The sequence below is a fragment of the Arthrobacter sp. 08Y14 genome (assembly GCF_002929455.1).
Classification (GTDB): domain Bacteria; phylum Actinomycetota; class Actinomycetes; order Actinomycetales; family Micrococcaceae; genus Arthrobacter_B; species Arthrobacter_B sunyaminii.
This window is the reverse complement of the sequence record NZ_PJIX01000001.1, coordinates 240,074-264,374: the sequence shown is the minus strand read 5'-3', so window position 1 is coordinate 264,374 and position 24,301 is coordinate 240,074. Positions and strand designations below refer to the sequence as shown.

Sequence of the window (24,301 nt, the reverse complement as noted above, 5' to 3'; positions counted from 1 at the left end):
ACTTCTGTTACTTAGTCGCCGTGTTTTGCCGGCGCCAAAAGCCTGCCTACGGCGTGGCCCGGCGAAGGGTTCCATATGAGCCCGCCGCCAGCACGACGCCGCCCAGGAGGAGCCAACCAGTCAGCGCGAGAGGCGTCAGCTGGACAAACCAGGCTCCCACCGCTGCCCAGGAGTCCGTCCAGGTGGCCGATGCCACGGCCCCCAGAAGAATTACGGCGAACCCTATAAGGGCGACCAGCAGGCCCGTGGTGCGCCACCGCTTGTAGACCGTGGCAAACCAGAAGCCGAACATAAACAGCAGCGTCGACAGTGCGAAGTAGAGCAGGATCTGCGTGTACCAGGCGGACTGCACTATCCAGGGAATCGCGAAGATGGCACCGTTCACGCCCCAACCGTTCGTCGCTTTCTCCACCAGGCCGAGGAGCCAGTAGATCACACCGAGTCCGAGGGCCATGACGGCGAACAGGCCCAGGGTTCCAATGTAGAAGGAACGCCTGCTGACGCTCATGGCCTGCGAGAACGGGAAGGTGAGGGTCAGAGCCTGCACACCGATGCCGAGAAAGTACCACATGACGGACTGGCCGGAGAGGGCCATCCTGGTGCCGCCGGTGTCCGGTATAACCGCCAGAATCGCCACTGCGATCAGCGTGGAGGAGACGAGGATGATCGCCGGGATGCCGAAGTAAATCCATTTGTTGAGCAGCTGCATGCGAGCTACTGCCAGCGGCCGGTTCATCGCAGCACCTCCAGATCCTTGTTGTAGGTTTCGTCCGAAGAACCGGAGTTTTCATTCGCTTTGAGGGTGCGCCGGACAATCAGCTGCTGCAGTGAGACCGGTGCAAGTTCCAGCCCCAGCGTCCGCGCAAGCTCACGGTCGTCCGCGGTCAGCGTGCTGTCCACCGTCACCGAGGAAAGTGCCCCGAGCGCATCCCTGTGCAGAACGGGGCGTTCACCTACAAACCGTTCCACCGCGGCGGCGGAACCGGCGACGGCGAAGGCCGAACCCGTGACGGCATCCACTTCGTCATCCATAATGATGCGGCCGTGGTCGATCACGATCACATGTTCGAGCAGGTTTGCCACTTCGTCGATGAGGTGGGATGAAAGGATGATGGTCCGGGGATGATCGGCGAAGTCAGTCAGCAACCTGTCGTAGAAGAGTTGGCGTGCCACGGCGTCCAAACCCAGATAAGGCTCGTCAAAGAAAGTCAGTTCGGCGCGGGAGGCCAGGCCGATGATGACTCCTACGGCCGAGAGCTGTCCGCGTGAGAGCTTTTTGATCCGGTGCTTCTTCGGAGCGGGCAGCTGGAAGTCAGCCAACAACACCTCCGCCAGGTCTTTGTCCCAGTTGGGGAAGAAGAGTGCCGCTGCGTCGAGGGCGTTGCGGATGGTGAAGTCCTCGGGGTATTTCTGCGACTCACGGACAAAGCACATTCGGGACAGGACGGATTCATTCTCGAACGGGTGTGCACCAAAGATCCGGACGTCCCCGGAGCTGGCGAACGCCTGTGCGGTGAGGATGGACATCAACGTGGTTTTTCCGGCGCCGTTGCGGCCCAGCAGGCCGTAAATGCGGTTGGCCGGCAGTGAAAGGGTCACGTTGTCCAATGCCGTCTCGTCTCCGTAACGGCGGGTGAGGTTGCGGGTTTCTACGACGTTCATGGTGCCGGGGTCCCTTCGTGTTCGGCGGCACTGCGCTGGATGAGTTCGGATAGCTCGTCAATGCCGATGCCCAGCTTTCGCGCTTCGTCGGCGACGGGTTGGATGTACTGGCGGTAGAACTGTTCACGTCGCTTGGCCAAGACGACGGCGCGGGATCCGGAGGCAACAAACATTCCGATGCCCCGCCGTTTGTACAGGAGGCCCTCGTCGACCAGCAGATTGACGCCTTTGGCAGCGGTTGCCGGATTGATGCGGTAAAAGGCAGCGAATTCGTTGGTGGAGGGAACCTGGGCTTCCTCCGCAAGGACACCGTCCAATATGTCGGCCTCGATGCGCTCGGCTATCTGCACAAAGATGGGACGGCTTTCATCGAAAACGTTCACGGATGCGGCCTGAGGGTCATGCCTGCCTCGGTTTCACAGAGTGCGATCAGAAAGCGCCTGATCTGGTTGCTTGGTTAGTTGGTGGTGTAACTAACCATAGAACCAGAATAGCTCAGTGGCAAGGGCTTAAGTGGCAGAATCCGGGCAGCAGAAAACCAGGAGGGTCGCAGAGAGCCCTCCTGGCGTGGGGTATCAAGGGGTGCCGTGGGGTATCAAAAGGGCCAGCGGATGCCGGACCGGGTTTGGCGCGCGCCAGGGGAAGGCAGATGCGGCCGCCTGTACCTACTTCTTCTTTATCGGTCCAAACTTCTTTTTCGCGGGACCGGAATTCTGCTGCTTTCCGTGTGAATCATCAGCTGCGGCCGGCTTTGCCGCTTCGGAACGTGCGGCGGAGGATGAATCCTCGTTCCGTGTTTTTCCGGACTCTGCCTCAGGCCCGCTGCTTGCGTCGAGGACGGTGACCTTCGACGAGGAGGTTTCTGATGCGGAAGCACCTGTTGAAGGAGCACCGCTTGAAGAGGCGCCCTGCGGAACGGCAACCGCGGAAATGGCACCAGTGGCCGCCGCCGGGGGATTGCCTGAATCCTGTGCGCCGTCTGTTGCGGATTTAGCAGGCACAGTCTCGATGGGCATGACCGTGACGCGTGAAGAGCCTGCGCTCACCGTACCGCTGACCGTGGGACCCTTGGCCGGAGCCGGATGGGAAGCGGGAAGCACAACTGCAGGTGCGGCGGCCTGGCTGGCTGCCGCGGCATCGGCTGCCGCGGCTTTTTCCGCAGCAGCGGCCCTGTAGGCTGCGGCACTTTCCGCCGCACGGGCTTCGGCGTCGTCCTGCTCGGCCTTTTCCGCTGCTTCCTGCTCCAGAATGTCCGCTTCAAGGGTAGCGAGCATTTCCTCGGCCTCGGCAACCATTCCCGGGTTCTCGGCTGCCACGCCCCGTACCAGCCACTGTGCGAGTGCGAACTCCGCGGAGAGAGCTGCCCGGCGGATCAGATGAGGATCAGGCGCTTCCGGACGTGCGGCGTTGTAAGCAGCATGCACGGCGTCGGTAAAGGTGGGATCGTTGGCGGCGATCAGCCAGGCAAAGTCGTCCGCCGGGTCGCCGATGCGAAGGTCCGTCCAGCCCGTGACGGCACTGATGCGGCCGTTGGAAACCAGCAGGTTGTCTTCGTGCAGGTCACCGTGAACCACTGAAGGGTTGAAGCGCCACAGGGTGACGTCCTCAAGGGCGTGTTCCCAGCGGCGCAGCAGCACCGGGGGGATTTTGCCCGTGGTGGCGGCCTGGTCCAGTTCGTTGAGTTTGCGCTGCCGGAACTCGTTTGCCGAATAGCTGGGCAGATCGGCGTCATTCACCAGGTCATGCGGCAGGCTATGGATGGCGGCCATGGCACGCCCCACCTCGCGGGGCAGCGGCCCGCCTTCGGCTACGAGTGAATCAATGTCCCGGGTGGAACCGGGCAGATGCGAGTAGACAAAAGTGCAGAGGTCACCCTGCCGTACGGTGCCGGCCACATAGGGCAGGGCAAACGGGAGCTCTGCCCGTACCGCCGGCACGAAGGCCCGCAGTACCAGGAGCTCTGTTTCCAGCCGCATGCTGGCATCGATGTGCTTGGGCGAACGTACCCGCCACTGCTTTCCGGCTTCGTCGACAAGGACGGCGGAGTCGAAGTCCGCGGCGTCGTCGGGGGAGCCTGCGACGCCGGTGGGGGCCAGCCCGGGGACGGCGGCGCTGGCCATTGCTGCCAATTCCATGGGGGTGCGTTTCACATCTTCAACCGTAGAGGCAGATGTGGTGCGAATAACCATAGGCTCACGGCGAGTCGCCGGATGGGTGAGCAATAACTCAGCCGGGCGGGTAGTCCGGGGGCGAACTACAGGTTGGGGGGTGCAAGTCAGTACGGTAGGAACATGAGCAGCTCAGCACCGGTAGCAGTTGTACCCCCTTTAGGATTATTGCCGCTGGCCCGCACAGCAGTGGACCGCGGTTCGGACCGCCGTGTCGCCGCGGACCTCTTTGAAAAGATCCGCACAAATCCCGCCACCCGCGTCATGTACATGGCCGGGGGTAAGGCCCTGATCAACAGCACCGAGGTGGTGCTCGCCCCGGTCGCGGAGACCGGATTCGGAGACGTGCCCATCTACCTTGGCCGCACCCTGGCGGACGCGCAGGAACCGGCAGGCACCGACGTCGTACTGGTGACTTTAACTCAGGAAGATCAGCTGCTGGAGATCGACGGCGCCCGCTGGGCATCGCTGCGCGAAGTCGCCGTCCTCCTGGGCGAGCTGGACGCCGCCCTTTTTGTGGAGGCAGCTGCCGTCTCCAACTGGCATGCCGCCCACACTCACTGCCCGCGCTGCGGTGCCGCCACCGTTCCCGAGCAGGGCGGCTGGGTCCGCCGCTGCCCGCAGGACAACAGCCAGCATTTCCCCCGCACGGATCCGGCGATCATCGTGGCCATCACCGACCCGCAGGACCGCATCCTGCTCGGCTCGGCTGCCGCATGGAAGGGCAACCGCTACTCCACATTGGCCGGGTTCGTGGAGCCGGGAGAGTCCCTGGAAGCGGCCGTCATCCGTGAGGTGGCCGAAGAGTCCGGGCTGACCGTCCACTCTCCGCAGTATTTGGGCTCACAGCCCTGGCCCTTCCCCTGCTCCCTGATGCTGGGTTTCACCGCCCGCACCGAGGACACCGCCACGACACCCGACGGCGTTGAGATTTCAGACGTGCGCTGGTTCACCAGGGAAGAACTGGGAGAGGCAGTAGCCAGCGGTGAAATTACGATTGCCAGCGGGATCTCCATTGCACGGAATCTGATTGAACGCTGGTACGGAGGACCGATCACAGAACCCGAGGTCGAGGCGCAGGCATGAGCGGCGACTCCGTTGAAGCCCGAATCCTCGCCGGACTGGATGATGAACAGCGTGAAGTGGCCACCTCCCTGACCGGCCCGCTGTGTGTCCTCGCGGGTGCCGGTACCGGTAAGACCCGCGCCATTACCCACCGCATGGCTTACGGGGTGCACACCGGCGTGTACAAGCCCCAGCGGGTACTGGCCGTGACGTTCACCGCCCGCGCAGCGGCTGAAATGCGTACCCGCCTGCGGGACCTGGGCGCCGGCGGAGTGCAGGCCAAGACCTTCCACGCCGCTGCCCTGAAGCAGCTGCAGTACTTCTGGCCGCAGACCGTCGGCGGCCAGCTCCCGGACCTGCTCAGCCACAAGGCCCAGTTCATTGCCGAAGCCGCCCGGCGCCTGAGGCTCTCCACCGACCGCGCCGCCATCCGGGACGTCGCCGCCGAGATCGAATGGGCCAAGGTGTCCATGCTGACGCCGGAAAGCTATGTGTCCGCTGCCAAGGGACGCGATGCTCCGGCAGGTTTTGACCTCATCACCATTTCCCGCATCTTCCAGGCCTATGAAGACGTCAAGGTGGACCGCAACGTCATCGACTTCGAGGACGTCCTGCTGATCACTGTGGGCATTCTGCAGGAGGACGAACGCGTGGCCGCCACGGTGCGGGACCAGTACCGCCACTTCGTGGTGGACGAGTACCAGGATGTGTCCCCGCTCCAGCAGCGGCTCCTGGACCTGTGGCTGGGCGGGCGTGACGAACTGTGCGTGGTGGGCGACTCCAGCCAGACCATCTACTCGTTCACCGGCGCCACTTCCAAGCACCTGCTGGGTTTCCCGTCTCGGTTCCCCAACGCTCCCATCGTCAAACTGGTGCGGGACTACCGCTCCACGCCCCAAGTGGTGGGACTGGCCAACCGGATCCTTGCCGCCCGCACGGCGGAGGGGGAGCGCTCGCGGTTCGCTCCGCCGTGGCCCAAGCCGCTGGAGCTGATTGCCCAGCGTCCGGCCGGTCCCGAGCCGACCTTTACGGAATGCGCCGACGACGACGCCGAAGCCGCCTCGGTGGCCGAACGTATCAAGGCGCTGATCAAGGACGGCGTGAAGCCTGCGGAAATCGCCATCCTTTTCCGCACCAACGGTCAGTCCCAGGCCTACGAGCAGGCGCTGGCCACCGCCGGCATCGGCTACCAGCTGCGCGGCGGGGAGCGGTTCTTCGCACGGCGCGAAGTGCGCGATGCCATGCTCCAGCTGCGGGCAGCCTCGCGTTCAGTGGGCAACGAGCCGGTGCCCCAGCTGGTCCGGGACATCCTGGTGTCCCTGGGCTACAGTCCTGAGGCTCCGGCCGGCGGCGGCGCCGTGCGGGAAAAGTGGGAGTCGCTGGCAGCCCTGGTGGCACTGGCTGATGAACTGCACGCCAACCGCACTCAGGATCCCGACGCAATCTTCACGCTGATGGACTTTGTTGCAGAGCTTGACGAGCGTGCAGCCGCGCAGCATGCCCCCACGGTCCAAGGCGTTACGCTGGCCTCGCTGCACTCCGCCAAGGGCCTGGAATGGGATGCGGTGTTCCTGGTGGGGCTCAGTGAAGGGCTGATGCCAATCTCCTTCGCGGACACCCCCGAGGCAGTGGATGAAGAGCGGCGGCTGCTCTATGTGGGCATCACCCGTGCCCGGGAACACCTGCATCTTTCCTGGTCCACTGCCCGCACCCCAGGCGGCCGTGCCAACCGCAAGCCGTCCCGGTTCCTGGACGGCCTGCGGCCGCAGACAACCCGCGACCTGCAGCGCACTGTTACGCCCAAGGCCCCGGCACGGCGCAAATCCAGCGGCCCGGCCAAGTGCCGCGTTTGCGGAACCCTGCTCACCACCGGAGCCGAGCGGAAGGTGGGCCGCTGCGGCGAATGCCCGGTGACCTATGAAGAGAGCACCTTTGATGCCCTGCGGGAATGGCGCCGTGAAGCAGCGTCCGAGGCCGGGATCCCTGCCTTTGTGGTCTTTACGGACGCCACGCTGGTGGCCATTGCCGAGGACCGCCCGCCGTCGCTGAACCGGCTGGCAACCCTGCCCGGTGTCGGACCGTCCAAGCTGGAACGCTACGGGGAGGCCGTGCTGCGGGTGCTGGCCGACAACTAGCGGCACGTCGGCGTCAGGTCACACGGTGCAGCCCTCGACTGCGCGGTTTCACCGGGTTTACTGCCGTCTTCCAGCGGATGCCCGCCCGCCTGGGCGGGCGACGCCTGCTTCCGCTGGCTGGAGCGGGCATTGCCTATGCCCGCGGGTCAGGGGCTTACGGATACTCGTGGTCGTAGATCTTCGTGGTGCTTTGGCCTGCGCCGGGTCCCGTGCGACGGGCCCATTCCCCGCACAGCGCGCTGTACCACTCGAGCGCGAAGGCAGATGGATGATCGGAATTCAACTGGTGGAAAACCCGGTCCGTCAGGGCCTGCAGAGTGCGCTGGGGAAGGGCTGCCAGAGCCTCGGTGTCCAGCGGATCCGTCGGAAGGTCCATCCACGACAGCGCAGAGCGACGTTGGGTGGGGAAAGGCTCCTGGTTCCCCTGGTGCCACCGCGGGGCCGTCTTCGGTGCTGGGCATTGGGGCAGAAGGTCCGGGCACTTGACCACGAGTTCGGACTTGCCGAAGCCGGTGCCGCTGCGCAGAAGGGCAACAGCTTCCCGTTCGATGTGCCGTGCCCGTGTCAGGTCAACCGTGATCCGGTTTCCGTGGAGAAGGGCAGCGGCTTTCTGAACGATGGGAGGCAGGGCCTGGCAGCTTTCGGCCGTCAGGCAGCCCGATACTTGCAGTACCGCCTCGGCGGGGTCGGCATCAAGCTGGACGAGGACATGCAGTTTATGTTCCACGGGTCTCCAAAAGAAGAGTTCCTGGGCGCACTGCTGAGCCTCTGTTTTAAGCGTAGGAGGCCGACCTTGGCGGGAGCAAATCGGGAGGACCGGGCGGCCGTGTCAGAAATCGAAGTGCGTCCGCGGCGCTCTTTCGCCCACTGAGGCCACCAAAAGTGCCGCCAGGTCCCGGAGCTTTATGTTGCGGCGGCTGCAGGCGGACCGCAGGATGGTGAAGGCTTCGTCCTGGCCGCAGCGGTTCTGTCCCATCACAATTCCCATGGCCAGATCGATGGTGGTGCGGGACTCCATGGCCGCCCTCAGGTCCGAGGACTGCTCCTCCCTCGATGCCAGGCGTGCGGCGATGCGGAGCGGCTTGAGGATCCGGCGGGCGTACGCCTCGGCGCGGGAAACGGCACCGGCATCGAACCGGTTTGGCCGGGCCGAGTACAGCGTGAGCCCGGCACGTCCTTCGGTGTCGAGATTCAGGGGAACGAAGATCAGGGAGCGCACGCCAAGCTGCTGCCCGACGTCGGCGTAGGCACCGCCGGCGGGGTCGCTTTGAAGGTCGGATATGTGCACAGTGGCCTCTTCGTTCACGGCCGCTTTCGCCGGTCCCCGGCGAAAGGCGTACTCCAGCTTTTCAACGGACGGGGGTGGCTCGCTGCTGAACCCCATGCAGACAGGCTTGCGGTCCCGGAGCAGGGCTATGGCGGTGAGTACCGGGTCGGTGTCCGTCGAGAAGGTCTCTGACGTGAGGACGGCCAGCCGCTGCAGGAATTCCGGGACGGCGCAGCTTGAGAGAATGACGTCTTCCAACCGGTCCAGCAAGAAGCTGTCCAGGGTGTCGGGCGTTCCGGCATGGCTCTCGAGTGCATGCCTAACCTCTGGATGGATCCCCTGCATCTGTTTCATTTGGTGGTCCTCTCCACCCCTGCTGCCGTTACTAAGTGTGTTTGTTAGCTGCGTGCCGGTTCAGATGCCAGTCACGGGCCCGGCCCGGTGTCGGCATCAGAGGCGCAACTGTCGGGCCTGACGGAGGCGAATAGTGTTTTTCGCAGGCAGGAACTTCAGTTCAAGGCAACGCCGGATAAGTCGGATGCCGTCTACGCACGCAAGCTACAGGAAGTGCTCGGCGGACAGTACGTTGAAATTACCGTAGCAATGCAGCACGGCTTCCAGTCCTGGATTCGCACCTGCCCGGCAAGTACCGACATCTATTTTACGGGATTGCGGCTGAGGAGACAGGGCCTGTGGAGATGCTCGCCATCATGATCGCCCAGCTGCTCGAAAAGGCTCTCCTCGGTATTACCGACGATGCCGTCGATGGACAGCAACGACGTCGAAAAAGCGCTAGGACGCCTGCGCCGGAGTGTTTTTCCGTTGCAGTCGGCAGCCGCACTCCGGGTGGAACGCAAGTTTTTTCAGGCCGGCATATCCGTCGGCCGCCCGCAGCGAAAGCACAGCGGACCAAGTGACCGGTTGCACCACGCCGTCCAGAAAGGACAGCACCTGGGCGGCAGCGGTACCGGCGGCAGAGACGGCTCCGGCTGTTTCCTCGCCGGCGGGCCGGGCCTCCACCTGCTGCCGCCCCAAGGCCTCCGATGCGTCGTGCCACGTGCTGTCGCCGTCGATGAGCTGCAGCTCGAGACATTCCAGGCAGGGTGTCAGCCCCGGAACCACCAGCGGCCCCACGTCTATGCCCGCCTCATGGACAGTCACGCTCAGGAGGGGATGTTCCCGCGTTGGCAGGCCCGTCTGGCGTCCGGCAATGGGTGGGCCGCCGACCACGACCGCCAGGTCCAGGTTCCCTGCCCGCAGACTTTGCTCCGGGCCGGTGGTGGGAAGAACCTGCACGGTGGGATCCAACCGGTAAATGTGCCGTTTCACTGCCTGCGCACGTCCCATTCCCAGGTCAGTGAGGGGATAGGCAGCGCCCACATCGGAGGGCAGCACCACTCCGGGGTCGCTCAGGACCAGGGTGCCGACGCCGGCGCCGGCCAGAGTGCGGGCAAGAAGGGCTCCGGTGCGGCTTAATCCGCTGACCTCCACCACTGCACGGGCACGGGAACGGGCACATGCGTCTGCATTCATCCGATACGACGCCGACAAATGGTCCAGATCCCCGGCCAGCCGTTCGAGGCGCAGCGCCGGAACAGCCTGCCCGGGCGGCTCCGCCGTATCGGCACACGACACAAGTACGGGGGAGAGGGCGGAGATCAGGGCGCGGGCACGCTGTGCCGGGACGGAGCACTGCCGGGCGGCTGCAGTCTCCGCACCGTCCGTGACTCCGGCGCGGAGAACCGCCAAAAACTCCACATCGCCCGCCTGCAGCCCGCGGACCACGAGAGCATCCGGCCCCAGCCCGAATTGGCGGGCTGTCAGCGAGAGCGCCAGGACATGAATTCCGGGGTTGATCCGCATGGAAACCTCCAAATGGGACATCCGCTCGGCAGCAGGCGGGAAGGGCCTGCTGAGCCATCTTGGCATGCGGCTGGAAAGAGGGGAGCGGTTATCCACAGGTGCGCTGGCACACCGCTGCCTCGCCTAGGGTTAAGACATGCCTTCAGGAGATTTACCCCGCTCAGCACAACGCCGGCTCCGCTCCGGCGGGACAGCAGTGCCGTCGGTAACCAGCACCGGCATCCCCATTGAAGTGCGGCGCTCAGCCAAGCGCAGGCGTACGGTGAACGCCGCCTTCCGGGACGGAAAAGCGGTCATTTCGATCCCCGGCCACTTCACCACGGCGCAGGAAGCGGAGTGGGTCCAGCGCATGGTGATGCGCCTTGAGCAGCGCACGGCTCCGGCACAGCTGCCCGATCCGCAGGACCGTGCCAATGAGCTTGCCGAGCGTGCGGCCCAATTGTCACAGCGGTATCTGGGCGGGGCTGCCCGGCCGGTGTCGGTGCGGTGGGTCAGCAACCAGAACTCGCGCTGGGGGTCAGCCACCCCGGCACGGGGAACCATTCGGCTTTCCGACAAGCTGCGGGGAATGCCCGGGTGGGTGGTGGATTATGTACTGCTGCACGAATTGGCACATCTGATTGAGGCTTCACACTCTCCGGCTTTCTGGCGCCTGCTGGAGTCCTACCCGCAAACCGAAACAGCCAAGGCCTACCTCCAGGGGGCGGCCTTTGCCTCCGCGCGGGGGCTGGACGGTGCCATGCAGGAGGACCAGGGCGCCGAAGAGCCGGGCGACTAGCTTTCGCCTGCCGCCCGGCTCTTCAATCGTGCCCGTCGGGGCCGGTCAGGGCTTGGGTGCTTCGCCCTCGTCCGAACCGTTTCCTTCTTCACCGTTTCCCGGTCCCTCGTCCGCGCCGTCTTCCGGTGTTTCATCCGAGCCGGCGGGATCTTCTGCTGGCGTGTCAAAACCGCCGTCGAGCAGGCGCTGCAAAGCGGCGTCCACGTCGGAATCCGAGGCCTCGAGCAGCTCACGGCGCTTGCTGAAGCCCTGCGGGTCATCCAGGTCCTTGGACGTGGGAATGAGATCCGGGTGTTCCCAGACAGCGTCGCGGCCTTCGATGCCGCGCTCTTCACGCAGCTGGGACCATAGGGCGGCGGCGTCACGAAGACGGCGCGGCCGCAGTTCAAGGCCGACGAGCGAGGAGAAGGTGTGCTCTGCCGGACCGCCGCTGGCACGGCGCCGCCGGATCATCTCACGCAGGGCACCGGCGGAGGGCAGATTGACCGTGGCGGCTGCGGTGACCTCGTCAACCCAGCCTTCCACCAGTGCCAGTGCCGTTTCCAGGCGTTCCAGTGCCGCTGCCTGCGCAGGCGTCTGCTCGGGTTGGAAGACTCCGCCGGAGAGGGCTTCCTGGATGGACTCCGGGTTGGACGGATCCAGGTCCCGGGCCACTTCCTCAATCTTGGACATGTCGATGTGGATGCCGCGGGCATAACTTTCGATGGCACCGAAGAGGTGGGCACCCAGCCAAGGAGCGTGGGTGAAAAGCCGGGCGTGTGCCGCTTCGCGGACCGCCAAATACAACCGGATTTCGGTCTCGGGAACGTCCAGGCCCTCACCGAATTTGGTCACGTTGGCCGGCAGCAGCGCCATGGTTCCGGCAGCCAGCGGAAGACCGATATCGGTGGAGCTGACAACCTCCTTGGAAAGCGCGCCAACGGCTTGGCCAAGCTGGATTCCGAACATGGCCCCGCCCATATTGGCGAGCATCGAGGAGGCCCCACCCATCATGACCTTCATTTCCTCGGGCATTTGAGTGGTGATGGCGTTGGAGAGGGCCTGCGAAATGCTGACCGCCACCGGCTCCGTCAGTCGCTTCCAGGAGTCCATGGTGGCTTCTACCCACTCGGCCCGGCTCCAGGCCTGTCCCAGTGTGGATGTGGAAGCGAAATCCGTCACCGGATCCAGCCAAAGCTGGGCGAGGTGCAGAGCTTCGTCGACTTCGCGGCGCTGCGCAGCTGACACGGAGGGATCGCTGTCTGCCGCAGCAACACGGCGGGCGTTGTCCTTGGCGAGCTGCCAGTTGACGGGGCCGTCGGACGGAGCGCTGAACATTGCCTGGACCTGCTGAAAGATCATGGCCATGGCATTGGGGTCAGAGGGAAGCCCGGCTGCCTTTGCCAGTTCGGACGGATCCATGCCGCCGGCGCCCGCGCCGCCGAAGAGCTTGGCAAGCATCTCGGAAAGCGGATCCTGGGGCGTATCCCCGGAGTCGGAAGGGTTGGAGCTCATGGATACCACCGGTCCTGTGGAAGATTGAAGTGCATTGCAAGGTGCAGAATGTCAGCCGGCCAGCGGCCGGCAACTGCCCCGAACCATGGACCGCCGAACAGCGACCATGGTTTCCTTACGTTACCGGCATGCCCGTATGCCTGTCCCGCGTTCTCCCGATTCGTTCGCTGTTGGCAAAGCGCCCAGGCGTGAATGCCGGCAGGGCAGAGCACGCGGGCGTAGGCTGGGTGGCAGTCTTCGCCGTTTCAGCCTCTGTGGGTTGCCTCGGGTTCCCGCCTCAGCAGAAAAGGGTTGGCCACTTGCGCCCCTCAGATACTCCGCACGACCCCGCTGCCGGCGGGCATGACCCGGCGGCCTGGAACGGCCCCGTGCCGCCGCCGTCCCGTCCCGCCGCCCACCACAGGGACCCGCGGTCACGCGCGCTGGTGATCTCGGGGGCGCTCACCCTGGCTCTGGGCGCCGTTGCCGTGTTCCTTCCGGCACCCTATGTGGTGGAATCGCCCGGCCCCACTTTCAACACCGTCGGAACCGTGAAGACGGGGAACGGGGAAGACTCGCCCCTCATCGAGATCGACGGTGCCACCACTTACCCCACGCAGGGCGAGCTGGACCTCACCACGGTCTATGTTGCCGGTGGTCCGGGCAGCGCCATGAGCTTTCTGGAAGCCGTCGGAGCCTGGTTGAGCCCGGAAGACTCCGTGGTTCCCGAGGAGTTTGTCTACCCCCGCGGAACCACCGGCGAGGAGGTTGATGAGCAGAATGCAGCAGCCATGACCTCGTCCCAGGAGGCAGCCGTTGCTGCGGCACTGCGCGAACTGGACATCGCCTTCACCGAGGAGCTCGCCGTGGCGGATCTCGTGGAGGACTCGCCAGCCGCCGGCGTGCTGCAGGCTGGAGACACCCTCATCAGGGTGGACGGCACGGATATCGACGGGATCGACACCCTCCGCACCAAACTGCAGGAAAGCGGCGGCGATCCGGTGGACGTCACCTACCGGCGCGACGGGGAGGAGCAGGCAGCAGCGCTTACCCCCGTTCCCGGTGACGCCGGTTCCTATCAGCTCGGCATTTACCTCGCAACGAGTTTCGAGTTCCCCTTCGACGTCAGCATCGCCCTGGACAACGTGGGCGGCCCGTCTGCCGGCATGATGTTTGCCCTGGGCATCATTGACCGGCTGACCCCCGAAGAGCTGACGGGAGGGAAGCACTTTGCCGGAACCGGAACCATTGACTCGGCTGGAAAGGTCGGCGCCATTGGCGGAATTGCCCAGAAGATGGAGGGCGCGTCCGACGCCGGCGCGCAGTTCTTCCTCGCACCGGACGACAACTGTGGTGAAGTGGTGGGAAACATCCCGGACGGGCTGGCCGTGGTCCGGGTGGCCACGCTGGATGAGGCCCGCAGTGCCGTCGAGGATCTGGCCGCCGGGGCAGACCCGGACGGTCTGGCACAGTGCTCGGCGGACTAGGGACGGACAGGAAAAGGCAGCAATATAGCTGCCAAACGGCGCCGGATGTTCCGGGCGGCCCATCACGATCTTGAAAAGGTTCTTGCCGATAGGCCCGGCAGGTGGCCCGCCGCAATGAAGACAAGGCAGAATGAGAAAGCACGGCAACTTGCAAAGGGGACGAAAAAATGTCCTGTAATACCCGTTGCAGGCGCCGTGGACCGACGCACCGAACGATGAGGTAACAGTGACTTCCGGACCTAATGGCCCATTTTCCCGACCCAGCCCCAGCGCGGGCGCCCGCCCCGGCAAGCGGCGCGGACCGAGCCCGCTGATTGCCACACTGATTGTTGTGGCGATCCTCGTAATTGGATTCGTCTACTTCTCCCAGGTCTACGCGGACGTCCTCTGGTACAACCAGTTGGGCTACCTCGAAGTCTTCGTCAAGGAAAACCTGACGCGAATCGCGATGTTCCTCAGTGCCTTCATCGTGATGGCCGCGTGTGTCTTCCTGAGCATCAGGGCCGCGTACGCGTCACGGCCTGTCTATGCTCCGGACAGCGCACTGCAGGACAACCTGAACCGCTACCAGGCCCAGCTTGAGCCCGTCCGCAAGCTTCTGATGATCGGCATCCCCGTCGTCGTCGGCGGGTTCGCCGGCACCGCCGCCATGTCCATGTGGCAGCAGGCGCTTCTGTTCTTCAACAGCCGCAACTTTGGCCAGCAGGATCCCGAGTTCGGCCTGGACTTCAGCTTCTACCTCACACAGCTGCCGTTCATCGGCTTCATTGTTGGCTTCCTCATCAGCGTCGTAGTCATCTCGGGCATCGCCGGACTCCTGACCCACTACCTTTACGGCGGCATCCGCCTGGAGGAAAAGGGCATCTTCACCTCCCGCCAGGCACGAATCCACATCGCCGTCATTGCGGCCAGCTTCCTGCTCCTGCAGGCCGCCAACTTCTGGCTGGACCGCTATGACACCCTGCTGAGCACCTCGGGAACCTGGACCGGTGCCCTGTACACCGACGTCGAAGCCGTCATCCCCACCAAGACCATCCTCACCGTTGCCTCGGTAATCGTGGCGCTGCTCTTCATCGTGTCTGCGGTCATCGGCCGGTGGCGCCTGCCGATCATCGGTACGGCCATGCTCATCATCACGGCCATCGTGGCCGGCGGCGTATACCCGTGGATTGTGCAGCAGTACCAGGTAAAGCCCTCCGAGCTGAGCAAGGAAGCGCCGTACATCCAGCGCAACATTGACCTCACGCGTGAGGCCTACGGCCTGGATGAAACCGAAGTCATTGACTACAAGGCCACGGTTGAAGCAAATGCCGGCGCGCTGGCCGCTGATTCAGGTACCACCTCCAACATCCGCCTGCTGGACCCGAACGTCGTGTCCCCGGCTTTCTCGCAGCTGCAGCAGTTCCGTCAGTACTACCAGTTCCCGGAAACACTGAACGTGGACCGCTACGACATCGACGGCGAAACCCAGGACACGGTGATTGCAGTCCGTGAACTGAACATCGACGGCGTTCCCGACGGCTGGGTCAACGAACACATTCTCTACACGCACGGCTACGGCGTCGTCGCGGCCCGCGGATCAACGGTCCAGGCCGACGGCAAGCCCAGCTTCATGGAATCCGGCATCCCCTCCAGCGGCGTGCTGGGGGACTACGAACCCCGGATCTACTTCGGCGAATCCTCACCCGACTACTCGGTGGTCGGTGCACCCGAGGGTTCGGCACCGCAGGAAATCGACCGCCCGCAGACGGGCGACTCGGACAACGAGTCCCAGACAACGTTCGACGGCGACGGCGGACCCAGCGTGGGCAATCTGTTCAACCAGCTGGTCTACGCCATCAAGTTCCAGTCCACCGAAATGCTGCTCTCGGACGCCATCAACCCCGAGTCCCAGATCCTCTACGACCGCGATCCCCGCGAACGCGTCGAAAAGGTTGCTCCCTACCTGACGGTGGACGGCAACGCCTACCCGGCGATCGTCGACGGCCGGGTCCAATGGATTGTGGACGGCTACACCACCAGCAAGTACTTCCCCTACTCCACCCAGCAGGAACTGCAGGCGGCCACCACTGACTCCCTCACCACGGGTGCCGCAGCCCTTCCGGCGGACAAGGTGAACTACATCCGCAACGCGGTCAAGGCCACCGTTGATGCCTACGACGGTTCCGTCACCCTGTACGCCTGGGACGACCAGGATCCGCTGCTGCAGTCCTGGCAGGCAGTCTTCCCGTCCACGCTTAAGCCGTACAGCGAGATGTCCGCAGAGCTGATGTCGCACGTGCGCTACCCGGAGGACCAGTTCAAGGTCCAGCGTGAGCTGATGGGCAAGTACCACGTCACCAACGCGGACTCGTTCTTCAAGAACGACGACGCCTGGTCCGTGCCGAACGATCCCACTGTGGCCAACGCCGAGGTGAAGCAGCCTCCGTACTACCTGTCCCTGCAGATGCCGGGCCAGGATGACACAGCGTTCTCCCTGACCACTCCGTTTATTCCGTTTGTCTCGCCCAACGGCGAAGCCCGCAACGTGCTGTACGGCTTCCTGTCAGCCGAAGCTGATGCCGGAACGGGCGAGGCGGGCGTCAAGAGTGAGGACTACGGAAAGCTGCGGCTGCTGTCGCTGCCCACCGACACCGTGGTCCCCGGTCCCGGCCAGGCCCAGAACCGGTTCAACTCGGACCCGACGGTTTCCAACGCGCTGAACCTGCTGCGCCAGGGTGCTTCCGAGGTCATCAACGGCAACCTGCTCTCCCTGCCTGTGGGCGGCGGCATGCTCTACGTGCAGCCCGTCTACGTGCAGTCTTCAGGTGACGCGTCCTACCCGACGCTGCAGCGCGTGCTCGTGAACTTCGGCGAGACGGTCGGCTTCGCTCCCACACTGGATGAAGCGCTGAACCAGGTCTTCGGCGGTGACTCCGGTGCCATTACCGGTGACTCCGAGAATGTTGGCCAGACCCCGGACACCGAGACCGGCGAGGTGCCGGGCGACACGACGGCAGCTGCTGACCTGGCCGCTGCCCTGGCTGATGCCGGAGCCGCCATCCAGGAAGGCCAGGCGGCACTGGCTGACAACGACTTCGCTGCCTACGGTGCGGCGCAGGACAAGCTCAACACAGCAATCCAGCGCGCCATCTCCGCACAGGAGACCATGGACGCTGCCGCCGGGGAAACCGACGGTGGAGAAACCGGTGCCACGGAGGGTGCGACTCCCGCGCCCACCGAGGGTAACTAACGCGCTGAGGCTGCGCCCGGCTGCCAATTTGCAGCCGGGCCCCGCGGCGGGTAGAGTTAACTATCACGCCGCGGGGTGGAGCAGTTCGGTAGCTCGCTGGGCTCATAACCCAGAGGTCGCAAGTTCAAATCTTGCCCCCGCAACCAAGTAAGACAGAAACACCAGAGAATCCCGGTTGGCAGAAATGCCAGCCGGGATTCTCTGCGTTCCGGGAACTGCCCCTGTTCCCCGGCAGAACGGTGTGCAGATTCTTGCAGGGTTCCTTACTGCCGGCGCTGACCACGGCCGTGCTGATGTTAACTGCCATGGGCACCCTGGGCCTGGTGTTCGTTCTCCTGTGGTCCTGCTGCCGCTGGGCCTGCGCCAGCGCGCGCTTCTCCGCCGGGGTGTGGCTTAGCCCCGGTAAACGGAGACGGGCGGCACTCCCGCAGGGGAGTGCCGCCCGTAGGCCGGCAGCGCCGCGAGCAGCGGCGCTTAGTGCTTTCTTAGTTCTGGCCGATGGCGGACTGTCCGGAGCCGGAGCTCTTCAGTGCGGCCAGGCGGGCCTCAACCTCGGTCTGCTCGCCCAGGTCTTCAAGGCTCTCAAACTGTGCATCCAGGCTGGACGCAGCGAGCTCGTTTGCACCGCGGACGCGGGCTTCTTCGCGGCGGATCTTCTCTTCGAAGCGGCCAACCTCCGAGGTCGAGTCCATGACGTCGATGCTCTTCATGGCTTCGTGCATCTGGGTCTGCGCGTGCGCGTTGCGGGCACGGGCGATCAGCTCGTCCCGCTTGCTCTGCAGCTGGTTAAGCTTGCCCTTCATCTGGTCCAGGCCGGTCTTGAGCCGCTCCACAATCTCTTCCTGCGAAGCGATCGTGGGTTCTGCACCCTTGGCCTCGTTCTCCGACGCCATCTGGCGCTGAATTGCCACCTTGGCCAGGTTGTCGAACTTCTGCGCGTCGGCAGTGTTGCCCGCGGCGCGGAACTCGTCAGCCTTCCGGGAGGCAGCAAGGGCCTTGTTGCCCCAGTTGCGGGCATTCTGGATGTCCTCGTTGTAATCATCCTGAAGCATGCGCAGGTTGCCGATGGTCTGGGCAACGGCGCTCTCAGCCTCGGCGATATTGTTGCTGTAGTCCCGAACCATCTGGTCCAGCATCTTCTGCGGATCTTCGGCCTGGTCCAGGATGGCGTTGATGTTGGCTTTGGCCAGCTGGGTGATGCGTCCAAAGATTGACTGCTTTACCACGGTGTCTGCCTTTCGGTTTGTGGAACTGAATCTGCTGAAAAAACTGATGGTGCACCTTCACTGATGTTGCGTCCTGCTGTGACCGGCTGTGCTTACAGCCCGAACCTAGAAGCTCCCGCCTGCGCCGTCGAAGCCTCCACCGCCTCCACCGCCGCCGAAACCGCCGAAACCGCCGCCGCCCCAGCCACCTCCGCCGCCGAAGCCTCCGCCTCCGCCGCGCAGGATGGAATCGATCAGGATACCGCCCAGGATCGCACCGCCCAGGCCTGAGCCGCCGCCGCGGCCGCCGTACATTCCGCCGCCGCCGCCGAAGCCGCCTCCGAATCCGTCGACATCCTGCTGGGCCATCTCAGCTGCCTGCGCGGCCAGCGCGTTGGCCTGCTGGGCGTAAGCGAGGGCGCTGACCGGGTCCGAGGACTGCAGGGCTATGGCCTGCTGCAGGTTCCGCTCAGCCTCGGCCAGCCGGGTGCGGGCCTCACTGCCGACACCGCCGCGCCTGGCGCGGATGTAGTCGGAGGTGCCAGAAATCTGTGCCTGGGCTGACATCACAGCGTGCTGCAGCGCATCCCGTGCGCGGCGTTCCTGTTCCTGCCGGTCCCGGATGCCTTCCAGCGCATTGTCGAGCTGGGAGTTGGCCGTCTCCAGCCGACGGAGCAGATCCACGGGATTGTTCCGGTCCGAAGACTCGCGCTCTATTGCGGCCAACGCCGCTTCCACACCTGCCATCGGTCCAGCCAGTCCGGCGTTGGCGCCGTTGGCTGCAAAGGCCCGGGCCTGGGCAAGGTCCTGTCGGGCATCCGCGACCGCACGCTGCAGTTCATTGCGCGCTGCGTCGAGTTCGTGTCCGGTCTTCTCGATGGCATCCAGCAGGACGTTGGCCTGGTGCACGCTTTCCTCGGCGGCACGGACGGCGACGACGGCGGAGGCGGTGTCTCCTTCGTCGAGCTTGGCCTGGGCTGTTTCTTCGGCATTGTCGACAAACTCAAGCCGCTGGCGTGCCTGTTCAATGTTGTCCGCGATCTGGGCCAGGGCGGAATCGGCATAACGCTGGCGGAGCCCGGTGAGGGAAGCCTCTGCAGCGGCCAGACGCCCGCCCGCAGACTGTGCGCTGGTCCGGGCCGCACCCAGAGCCGCAGGTGCGTTCTTTTCGAGTTCACGCAGCGCGTCGAAGTCTTCCTTGTGCGCCTGGAGCGACTCGTTGACCGCTTCACAGCGGCGGATGATGTCCTTAAGCCAGGTCCGCTGCTGGGCTTCCGTATCCGGAATATGGTCATCCAGCTGCTGCTGCATCTTGAAGGACTCACTCATGTGGTTCTTCGCCGCTGCCAGATCGTCAGTGAATGTCTTGACGGCGTCGTCTCCGTAGGAGGCCATCGCGAAGGCGAGTTCCTGTTCGCTGGACTTGATGGCGTCGTCCGCGGCCACCAGAAGGCTGCCGGCACGCTTGCGCAGGTCTTCCACGCTCATTTCATCCAGCGGGTCCACGGGCTCCCGGGGGCCCGAAGCATCCGGTCCGGCTGCAATCGCGCCCTTGCGGCGGCTGCGGACAAACAGGAAGGCCGCGCCGCCGCCCAGCAGAATAATCCCGCCAATGAGGACGACCGGAGCAAGGCTGGCGCCGGAAGATGAAGACGCGCCGCTGGAAGAACCTGTGCGGCCGGACTCAAGTGCATCGGCAGCGCTGACCGCTGCAGAGGCCCAATCCGCTGAAGTAATGGTCTGCTTGCCGAACAGCTCATCCGTGGCCGCGTCATAGACGGCGTTGCCCTGCTCTTCGGTCAGTTCAGTATTTGCGGGAGCGGAAACCTGAAGCTCCCTGCTCTCTGTGGCAACACTGAGCAGCACTTCGCGCTGTCCCATGTTTTCGTTCTCGACCACCTGTTGTCCCCAGGCAGCGGGATCGGAGGGGTTCGTGAACTCGTCCACGTAGACCACATAGAGGGTGTACCGGCTGTCCTCCCGCACCTCCATGATGGCGGTGCTGACCTCGCCGGCATCTGAGCCCAGGACGCCGGCATCGTCGACCAGGAACTGCCCGGGCGGAATGGTCACCGGAGGGACCGCGGAAGCGGCTGCAGCCGGAACCAGAAGCGCCGAGACACTCAAACCGAGCACGGCAGCTAGCCGCATGGTCTTCAACCGCATAAATTTGTCCTCAGGATCGTGTGGTGCGTGGCAACTGTGCTTCGTTCCGCCGGAACCGGTCCCTCCGCGGGGGAAGGCCGGTTCCTGGTTTGATTCTATTGTTCGCCAACATACCGAGTCCACCATGGAGAAGGCTGGATGTCTTTCGGCAAGCTTTCAGGAACTGTTCAGGAACCTCCATCAATCGTCACAGAAAGTACTGTCATAGTTGAGGAAGCCTCACACTTCCACGGGCACATTGATTTGGAAAGGACAGCACATGTCTGAGCAATACGGGGGCACCGACGGTCCGCAGCGTCCGATTCCTCCCCGTCCGCCTGCCCCGCCTGCTTCTTCCGAGGGTGCAGCGGCGGGTGAGGCAAACGAGGGTCAGACCCAGCAGTTCCCCGATGCTGCGGCCCGGCATGCTCAGCCACAGGAGCCCCAGCAGCCGCCTGCCCATGCGCCGTCGGCGTCCGGCAGCAGCAGTTACGGCGGCAGCTTTGGCGCCACCGGTAACGGCGGCGGAGGGTCAACCGGCGGTTATCCGACAGGCGGCTACGGGCAGGATCCCTACGGGTCCGGTCACCAGCCGGCGCAGGAGCGTTCGCCGCGTAAGTTCGGAGCCGGCACCCTGATCACGGGCATGGTGCTGGCCGGTCTGCTGGGCGGCGGCGTTGCAGTGGGCGCCGACGCACTGATGGACAACGATTCCTCTCCGCAAAGCACAGGCCAGGCACAGACTGTTGTGGTCAACAACGATGACAGCGTCAACGCGGTGACTGCGGCCGCCGTGAAAGCCTCGCCGAGCGTTGTCACCATCGATGTCTCCGCCAGCGGCAGTTCCGGCACTGGTTCCGGGATCATCCTGGACGATGAGGGACACATCCTGACCAACACGCACGTAGTCACTCTGGGAGGGACCGCTGCATCCCCGTCCGTCGAAGTTCAGACTCATGACGGCCGTGTCTTCTCCGCCACAGTGGTGGGAACCGACCCCGTCTCCGATTTGGCTGTCATCAAAGTGGATGCGTCCGACCTGACCCCGGCCAGCCTGGGCGACTCAAACGATCTGAATGTGGGGGACACCGTCATTGCCATCGGGGCTCCACTGGGACTGGCGGGCACGGTAACGGACGGCATCGTGTCAACGCTGAACCGGACCATCAGCGTTCAGTCTTCCGCGGCCCCGGAATCCCCAGCGGACGGCGGAACGGGCGAGGAAAATGACGGCAACGGGTTCCGTTTCGCTCCGCCGGACGGGTCCAGCCAAAGCCAAAGTACGGCTCAAGGCTCCATCTATCTGGACGTCATCCAGACGGACGCGGCGATCAACCACGGAAACTCCGGCGGCGCACTGGTAAACACGGAGGGCGACGTCATCGGCGTCAACGTGGCCATTGCGTCCGCCAGCGAGGACAGCGGAAGCATCGGCGTCGGTTTCGCAGTGCCGATGAGCTACGCGGAACGGGTGGCCAATGAGATCATCGACAACGGCTCCGCGACCCACGGCTTCCTGGGTGTATCTGTCACTCCGGCGGTGGCCTCCAGCTCCTCGGCCTTTACCGTGGGCGCCGAGGTGGCCGAGAACCCGGCCAGCGGAACCCCGGCAGCCCGGGCAGGACTCAAAAAGGGTGACGTCATTACGGCAGTAAACGGAATCCCGATCACCGATGCGCAGTCCCTGACCGCCGCCATCCGGATGCAGGCAGCAGACACAAAGGTCACCATCGATTACACCAGCGGCGGCCGCACCGACAGCACGGACGTGACGCTGGGCAACTCCGCAGATCAGTAACTCCATGCACTACGGACCCGCTCTTCTTCGGGAAGGGCGGGTCCGCCCGTGTTCGGGGCCGGGCACGGGGCTGCCTCCCGGTGTGATTAGCTTAAGTTTGCCGCCCCGGCGGCTGGTCCCGGACCCGGCGAAGCCGAGTCCGGAAGGATCTCACACGCAGAAAGGTTCCGCATGCAGGAATCAGCCGACAGGCCGCTAAATATTGTTGTCCTGGTAAAGCACGTGCCCGATGCCCAGTTTGACCGGCACCTTTCCGGTCCCGCTCACACGCTCGACCGTTCCGAGAGCATCCTCTCCGAGCTGGACGAGTACGCCCTTGAAGCGGCGCTGCAACTGGCCGAGGCGCGCGGGGGCCAGGCGGCCGGGAACATGGTGACTGCACTGACCATGGGTCCGGATGCCGCGGTCAACGCGGTGAAGAAGTCCCTGCAGATGGGTGCCTACCAGGGTGTTCACGTGAACGACGCCGCTCTGGCCGGGTCCGATGCCGCGGCAACTTCGCTGGTGCTCGCCGCTGCAGTGCAGCACGCCGCCGGCGCGCCGGGTGCCCCGGCAATGCCGGATCTGGTGCTGACGGGAATGGCGTCCACGGACGGAGAGACGTCCCTGGTTCCGGCGCAGCTGGCGGAGCGACTCCGGCTGGCCCAAATCACCTTTGCCTCCGAGATTGAGGTGCGCGATGTTGACGGCGCTCCCGCGGTCCGTGCCCGCAGGGACGGCGATTCCTTCTCGGAGACGCTCGAAGCACCGTTGCCGGCACTGGTTTCGGTCACTGATCAGGCCAACGAACCCCGCTACCCCAATTTCAAGGGCATCATGGCCGCCAAGAAAAAGACCATCACGGTTCTTTCCCTGCAGGATTTGGGCATCGACCCGGAGCAAACAGGGTTGGCCGGGTCCTGGACCTCCGTGGCCGCCTCCGCGCCCCGGCCGCCGCGTTCAGCCGGAACCATCATTACCGACGACGGCAGCGCCGGGGTTGCACTGGTGGACTTCCTGGCCGCTTCCAAACTGATCTGACAATCCTTTCACCGGCGTCGCCCCGGCTGCGCCCGAAGCACTAAGGAGAGCCCACCATGGCCTCTGTCCTCGTCTTTATCGATGTACCGGGCCTGCCGCTGCCGCGGGCGAGCCGCGAATTGCTGACCATTGCCCGCGGGCTGGGGGAGCCTGCGGTGGCCAGCCCCCGTGCCCTCAGCGATGAGGCGCTGCAGGCTCTGGGGGACTACGGCGTCGCAGCCGTCTACGAACCCGCAGAGGAACTGCCGGACGTCCTGATCGCTGCCAAGGCCGCCTTCCTGGCCGAAGCCGCGCAAAGCGCAGGCGCTGCAGGGGTGCTGCTGGGGAATTCCTTCGAGGACCGCGAGGTAGCGGCCCGTGCAGGCATAAAACTGGGTTCCGGAGTCATTACGGACGCCGTGGCCGTTGCTCCGGACTTTTCAGTGACGAAATCGGTGCTGGCCGGGTCCTACACCTCCACCTGCCGGGTACAGGCCGGAATTCCCGTCATCACGGTGAAAGCCAACAGCGTTGAGCCGGTTCCGGCGCAGGCTCCCGCGGCTCCGGAACGCCGCCGGGTTGCCGTCCCCGACGCCGGTCCCGCTGCACGGGTCACGGGCCGCACCGAGAAACGGGTCAGCGGACGTCCCGAACTCTCCGAAGCCAGGGTCATTGTGGCGGGCGGACGTGGAATGGACGGTGACTTCACGCCGGTGGAAAACCTCGCGGACGCACTGGGCGGTGCCGTGGGCGCCTCGCGTGCAGCCACCGACGCCGGCTGGATTGAACACTCCGCCCAGGTGGGCCAGACCGGGAAGACAGTCTCTCCGCAGCTCTACATCTCGGCAGGCATCTCCGGTGCCATTCAGCAGAAAGCCGGAATGCAGACGGCAAAGGTCATTGTGGCGGTCAACAAGGACGCCGATGCACCCGTGTTTGAAATTGCGGACTTCGGAATCGTTGGGGACGTGTTCTCAGTCCTGCCGCAGGCCACCGAGGAAATCAAGAAGCGCAGGTCCTGATT

18 protein-coding genes, 1 tRNA gene and 1 pseudogene are annotated in these 24,301 nt (G+C 64.6%); 10 read left to right on the top strand and 10 right to left on the bottom strand.

Annotation, left to right across the window (positions count from 1 at the left end; translation table 11 throughout):
* Positions 1-46: 46 nt before the first annotated feature.
* From CXR03_RS01170 to CXR03_RS18780, 4 genes are all read right to left on the bottom strand, one after another.
* Entirely contained in the window at positions 47-736 is a 690-nt protein-coding gene (locus CXR03_RS01170) for a hypothetical protein (RefSeq protein WP_104101423.1), read from the bottom strand.
* Positions 733-1,662: an ABC transporter ATP-binding protein gene (locus CXR03_RS01165; RefSeq protein WP_104101421.1), complete on the bottom strand. Its 930-nt coding sequence runs from the start codon at positions 1,660-1,662 to the stop codon at positions 733-735. Before CXR03_RS01165 ends, CXR03_RS01170 begins: the two co-directional genes overlap by 4 nt.
* A complete protein-coding gene (locus tag CXR03_RS01160; protein ID WP_104101419.1) occupies positions 1,659-2,045 on the bottom strand; it encodes a GntR family transcriptional regulator in 387 nt (128 codons plus the stop codon). Before CXR03_RS01160 ends, CXR03_RS01165 begins: the two co-directional genes overlap by 4 nt.
* 282 nt (positions 2,046-2,327) lie before the next feature.
* Positions 2,328-3,812 (bottom strand): macrolide 2'-phosphotransferase, encoded by a 1,485-nt coding sequence (locus CXR03_RS18780; RefSeq protein WP_104101417.1) that lies wholly within the window; start codon positions 3,810-3,812, stop codon positions 2,328-2,330.
* A gap of 141 nt (positions 3,813-3,953) precedes the next feature.
* On the opposite strand from CXR03_RS18780, the gene nudC reads away from it, so the two are divergent.
* Together nudC and CXR03_RS01145 are read left to right on the top strand one after the other, a co-directional pair.
* Positions 3,954-4,916, top strand: a complete 963-nt coding sequence (nudC, locus tag CXR03_RS01150) for an NAD(+) diphosphatase (protein ID WP_104101415.1) — start codon at positions 3,954-3,956, stop codon at positions 4,914-4,916.
* Entirely contained in the window at positions 4,913-7,030 is a 2,118-nt protein-coding gene (locus CXR03_RS01145; RefSeq protein ID WP_104101414.1) for an ATP-dependent DNA helicase UvrD2, read from the top strand. Before nudC ends, CXR03_RS01145 begins: the two co-directional genes overlap by 4 nt.
* A 154-nt stretch (positions 7,031-7,184) precedes the next feature.
* On the opposite strand, the gene CXR03_RS01140 is transcribed toward CXR03_RS01145, so the two are convergent.
* Both CXR03_RS01140 and CXR03_RS01135 read right to left on the bottom strand, forming a co-directional pair.
* Positions 7,185-7,757, bottom strand: a complete 573-nt coding sequence (locus tag CXR03_RS01140) for a hypothetical protein (RefSeq protein ID WP_104101412.1) — start codon at positions 7,755-7,757, stop codon at positions 7,185-7,187.
* A gap of 102 nt (positions 7,758-7,859) precedes the next feature.
* Positions 7,860-8,651 carry a GAF and ANTAR domain-containing protein gene (locus CXR03_RS01135; protein WP_104101411.1) on the bottom strand — a complete coding sequence of 264 codons (792 nt, stop codon included), beginning with the start codon at positions 8,649-8,651 and terminating at the stop codon, positions 7,860-7,862.
* Between the two features lie 117 nt (positions 8,652-8,768).
* On the opposite strand from CXR03_RS01135, the pseudogene CXR03_RS01130 reads away from it, so the two are divergent.
* Positions 8,769-9,061: pseudogene (locus CXR03_RS01130) on the top strand (manganese catalase family protein); the annotation flags it as partial.
* A 28-nt stretch (positions 9,062-9,089) separates the two neighbouring features.
* On the opposite strand, the gene CXR03_RS18525 reads toward CXR03_RS01130, so the two are convergent.
* Positions 9,090-10,160, bottom strand: coding sequence for a ThiF family adenylyltransferase (locus tag CXR03_RS18525; RefSeq protein ID WP_258073442.1), 1,071 nt, complete (start codon positions 10,158-10,160; stop codon positions 9,090-9,092).
* Between the two features lie 136 nt (positions 10,161-10,296).
* On the opposite strand from CXR03_RS18525, the gene CXR03_RS01125 reads away from it, so the two are divergent.
* Positions 10,297-10,938: a M48 family metallopeptidase gene (locus tag CXR03_RS01125; protein WP_104101409.1), complete on the top strand. Its 642-nt coding sequence runs from the start codon at positions 10,297-10,299 to the stop codon at positions 10,936-10,938.
* A gap of 45 nt (positions 10,939-10,983) precedes the next feature.
* Here CXR03_RS01125 and CXR03_RS01120 read toward each other — a convergent pair whose 3' ends face one another.
* Positions 10,984-12,432: a zinc-dependent metalloprotease gene (locus CXR03_RS01120; protein ID WP_181034462.1), complete on the bottom strand. Its 1,449-nt coding sequence runs from the start codon at positions 12,430-12,432 to the stop codon at positions 10,984-10,986.
* 299 nt (positions 12,433-12,731) lie between these two features.
* Here CXR03_RS01120 and CXR03_RS01115 point away from each other — a divergent pair, with 299 nt between their 5' ends.
* From CXR03_RS01115 to CXR03_RS01105, 3 genes are all read left to right on the top strand, one after another.
* Positions 12,732-13,898, top strand: a complete 1,167-nt coding sequence (locus CXR03_RS01115; RefSeq protein ID WP_258073441.1) for a PDZ domain-containing protein — start codon at positions 12,732-12,734, stop codon at positions 13,896-13,898.
* A gap of 310 nt (positions 13,899-14,208) precedes the next feature.
* The gene (locus CXR03_RS01110; RefSeq protein ID WP_258073521.1) at positions 14,209-17,130 is read left to right on the top strand and encodes a UPF0182 family protein; all 2,922 of its coding nucleotides are present in this window, start codon (positions 14,209-14,211) and stop codon (positions 17,128-17,130) included.
* 69 nt (positions 17,131-17,199) lie between these two features.
* Positions 17,200-17,276, top strand: a tRNA-Met gene (locus CXR03_RS01105).
* 339 nt (positions 17,277-17,615) lie between these two features.
* Here the strand turns inward: CXR03_RS01105 and CXR03_RS01100 are convergent.
* Positions 17,616-18,356, bottom strand: a complete 741-nt coding sequence (locus CXR03_RS01100) for a PspA/IM30 family protein (RefSeq protein WP_104052573.1) — start codon at positions 18,354-18,356, stop codon at positions 17,616-17,618.
* A gap of 105 nt (positions 18,357-18,461) precedes the next feature.
* Entirely contained in the window at positions 18,462-20,501 is a 2,040-nt protein-coding gene (locus CXR03_RS01095; RefSeq protein ID WP_104101404.1) for a TPM domain-containing protein, read from the bottom strand.
* 259 nt (positions 20,502-20,760) lie between these two features.
* Between CXR03_RS01095 and CXR03_RS01090 the strand changes: the two genes are divergently transcribed.
* From CXR03_RS01090 to CXR03_RS01080, 3 genes are all read left to right on the top strand, one after another.
* Positions 20,761-22,278: a S1C family serine protease gene (locus tag CXR03_RS01090; RefSeq protein WP_104101403.1), complete on the top strand. Its 1,518-nt coding sequence runs from the start codon at positions 20,761-20,763 to the stop codon at positions 22,276-22,278.
* A 171-nt stretch (positions 22,279-22,449) separates the two neighbouring features.
* Positions 22,450-23,298, top strand: coding sequence for an electron transfer flavoprotein subunit beta/FixA family protein (locus CXR03_RS01085; RefSeq protein ID WP_104101401.1), 849 nt, complete (start codon positions 22,450-22,452; stop codon positions 23,296-23,298).
* Between the two features lie 56 nt (positions 23,299-23,354).
* On the top strand, positions 23,355-24,299 hold the full coding sequence (locus CXR03_RS01080) for an electron transfer flavoprotein subunit alpha/FixB family protein (protein WP_104101399.1): 945 nt from the start codon (positions 23,355-23,357) through the stop codon (positions 24,297-24,299).
* Positions 24,300-24,301: the final 2 nt, after the last annotated feature.

Coding starts and splice junctions, on each gene's coding strand:
- CXR03_RS01170 (WP_104101423.1), bottom strand. CDS start 736: ATGAACCGGCCGCTGGCAGTAGCTCGCATGCAGCTGCTCAACAAATGG.
- CXR03_RS01165 (WP_104101421.1), bottom strand. CDS start 1,662: ATGAACGTCGTAGAAACCCGCAACCTCACCCGCCGTTACGGAGACGAG.
- nudC (WP_104101415.1), top strand. CDS start 3,954: ATGAGCAGCTCAGCACCGGTAGCAGTTGTACCCCCTTTAGGATTATTG.
- CXR03_RS01145 (WP_104101414.1), top strand. CDS start 4,913: ATGAGCGGCGACTCCGTTGAAGCCCGAATCCTCGCCGGACTGGATGAT.
- CXR03_RS01135 (WP_104101411.1), bottom strand. CDS start 8,651: ATGAAACAGATGCAGGGGATCCATCCAGAGGTTAGGCATGCACTCGAG.
- CXR03_RS18525 (WP_258073442.1), bottom strand. CDS start 10,160: ATGCGGATCAACCCCGGAATTCATGTCCTGGCGCTCTCGCTGACAGCC.
- CXR03_RS01125 (WP_104101409.1), top strand. CDS start 10,297: ATGCCTTCAGGAGATTTACCCCGCTCAGCACAACGCCGGCTCCGCTCC.
- CXR03_RS01120 (WP_181034462.1), bottom strand. CDS start 12,432: ATGAGCTCCAACCCTTCCGACTCCGGGGATACGCCCCAGGATCCGCTT.
- CXR03_RS01095 (WP_104101404.1), bottom strand. CDS start 20,501: ATGCGGTTGAAGACCATGCGGCTAGCTGCCGTGCTCGGTTTGAGTGTC.
- CXR03_RS01090 (WP_104101403.1), top strand. CDS start 20,761: ATGTCTGAGCAATACGGGGGCACCGACGGTCCGCAGCGTCCGATTCCT.
- CXR03_RS01085 (WP_104101401.1), top strand. CDS start 22,450: ATGCAGGAATCAGCCGACAGGCCGCTAAATATTGTTGTCCTGGTAAAG.
- CXR03_RS01080 (WP_104101399.1), top strand. CDS start 23,355: ATGGCCTCTGTCCTCGTCTTTATCGATGTACCGGGCCTGCCGCTGCCG.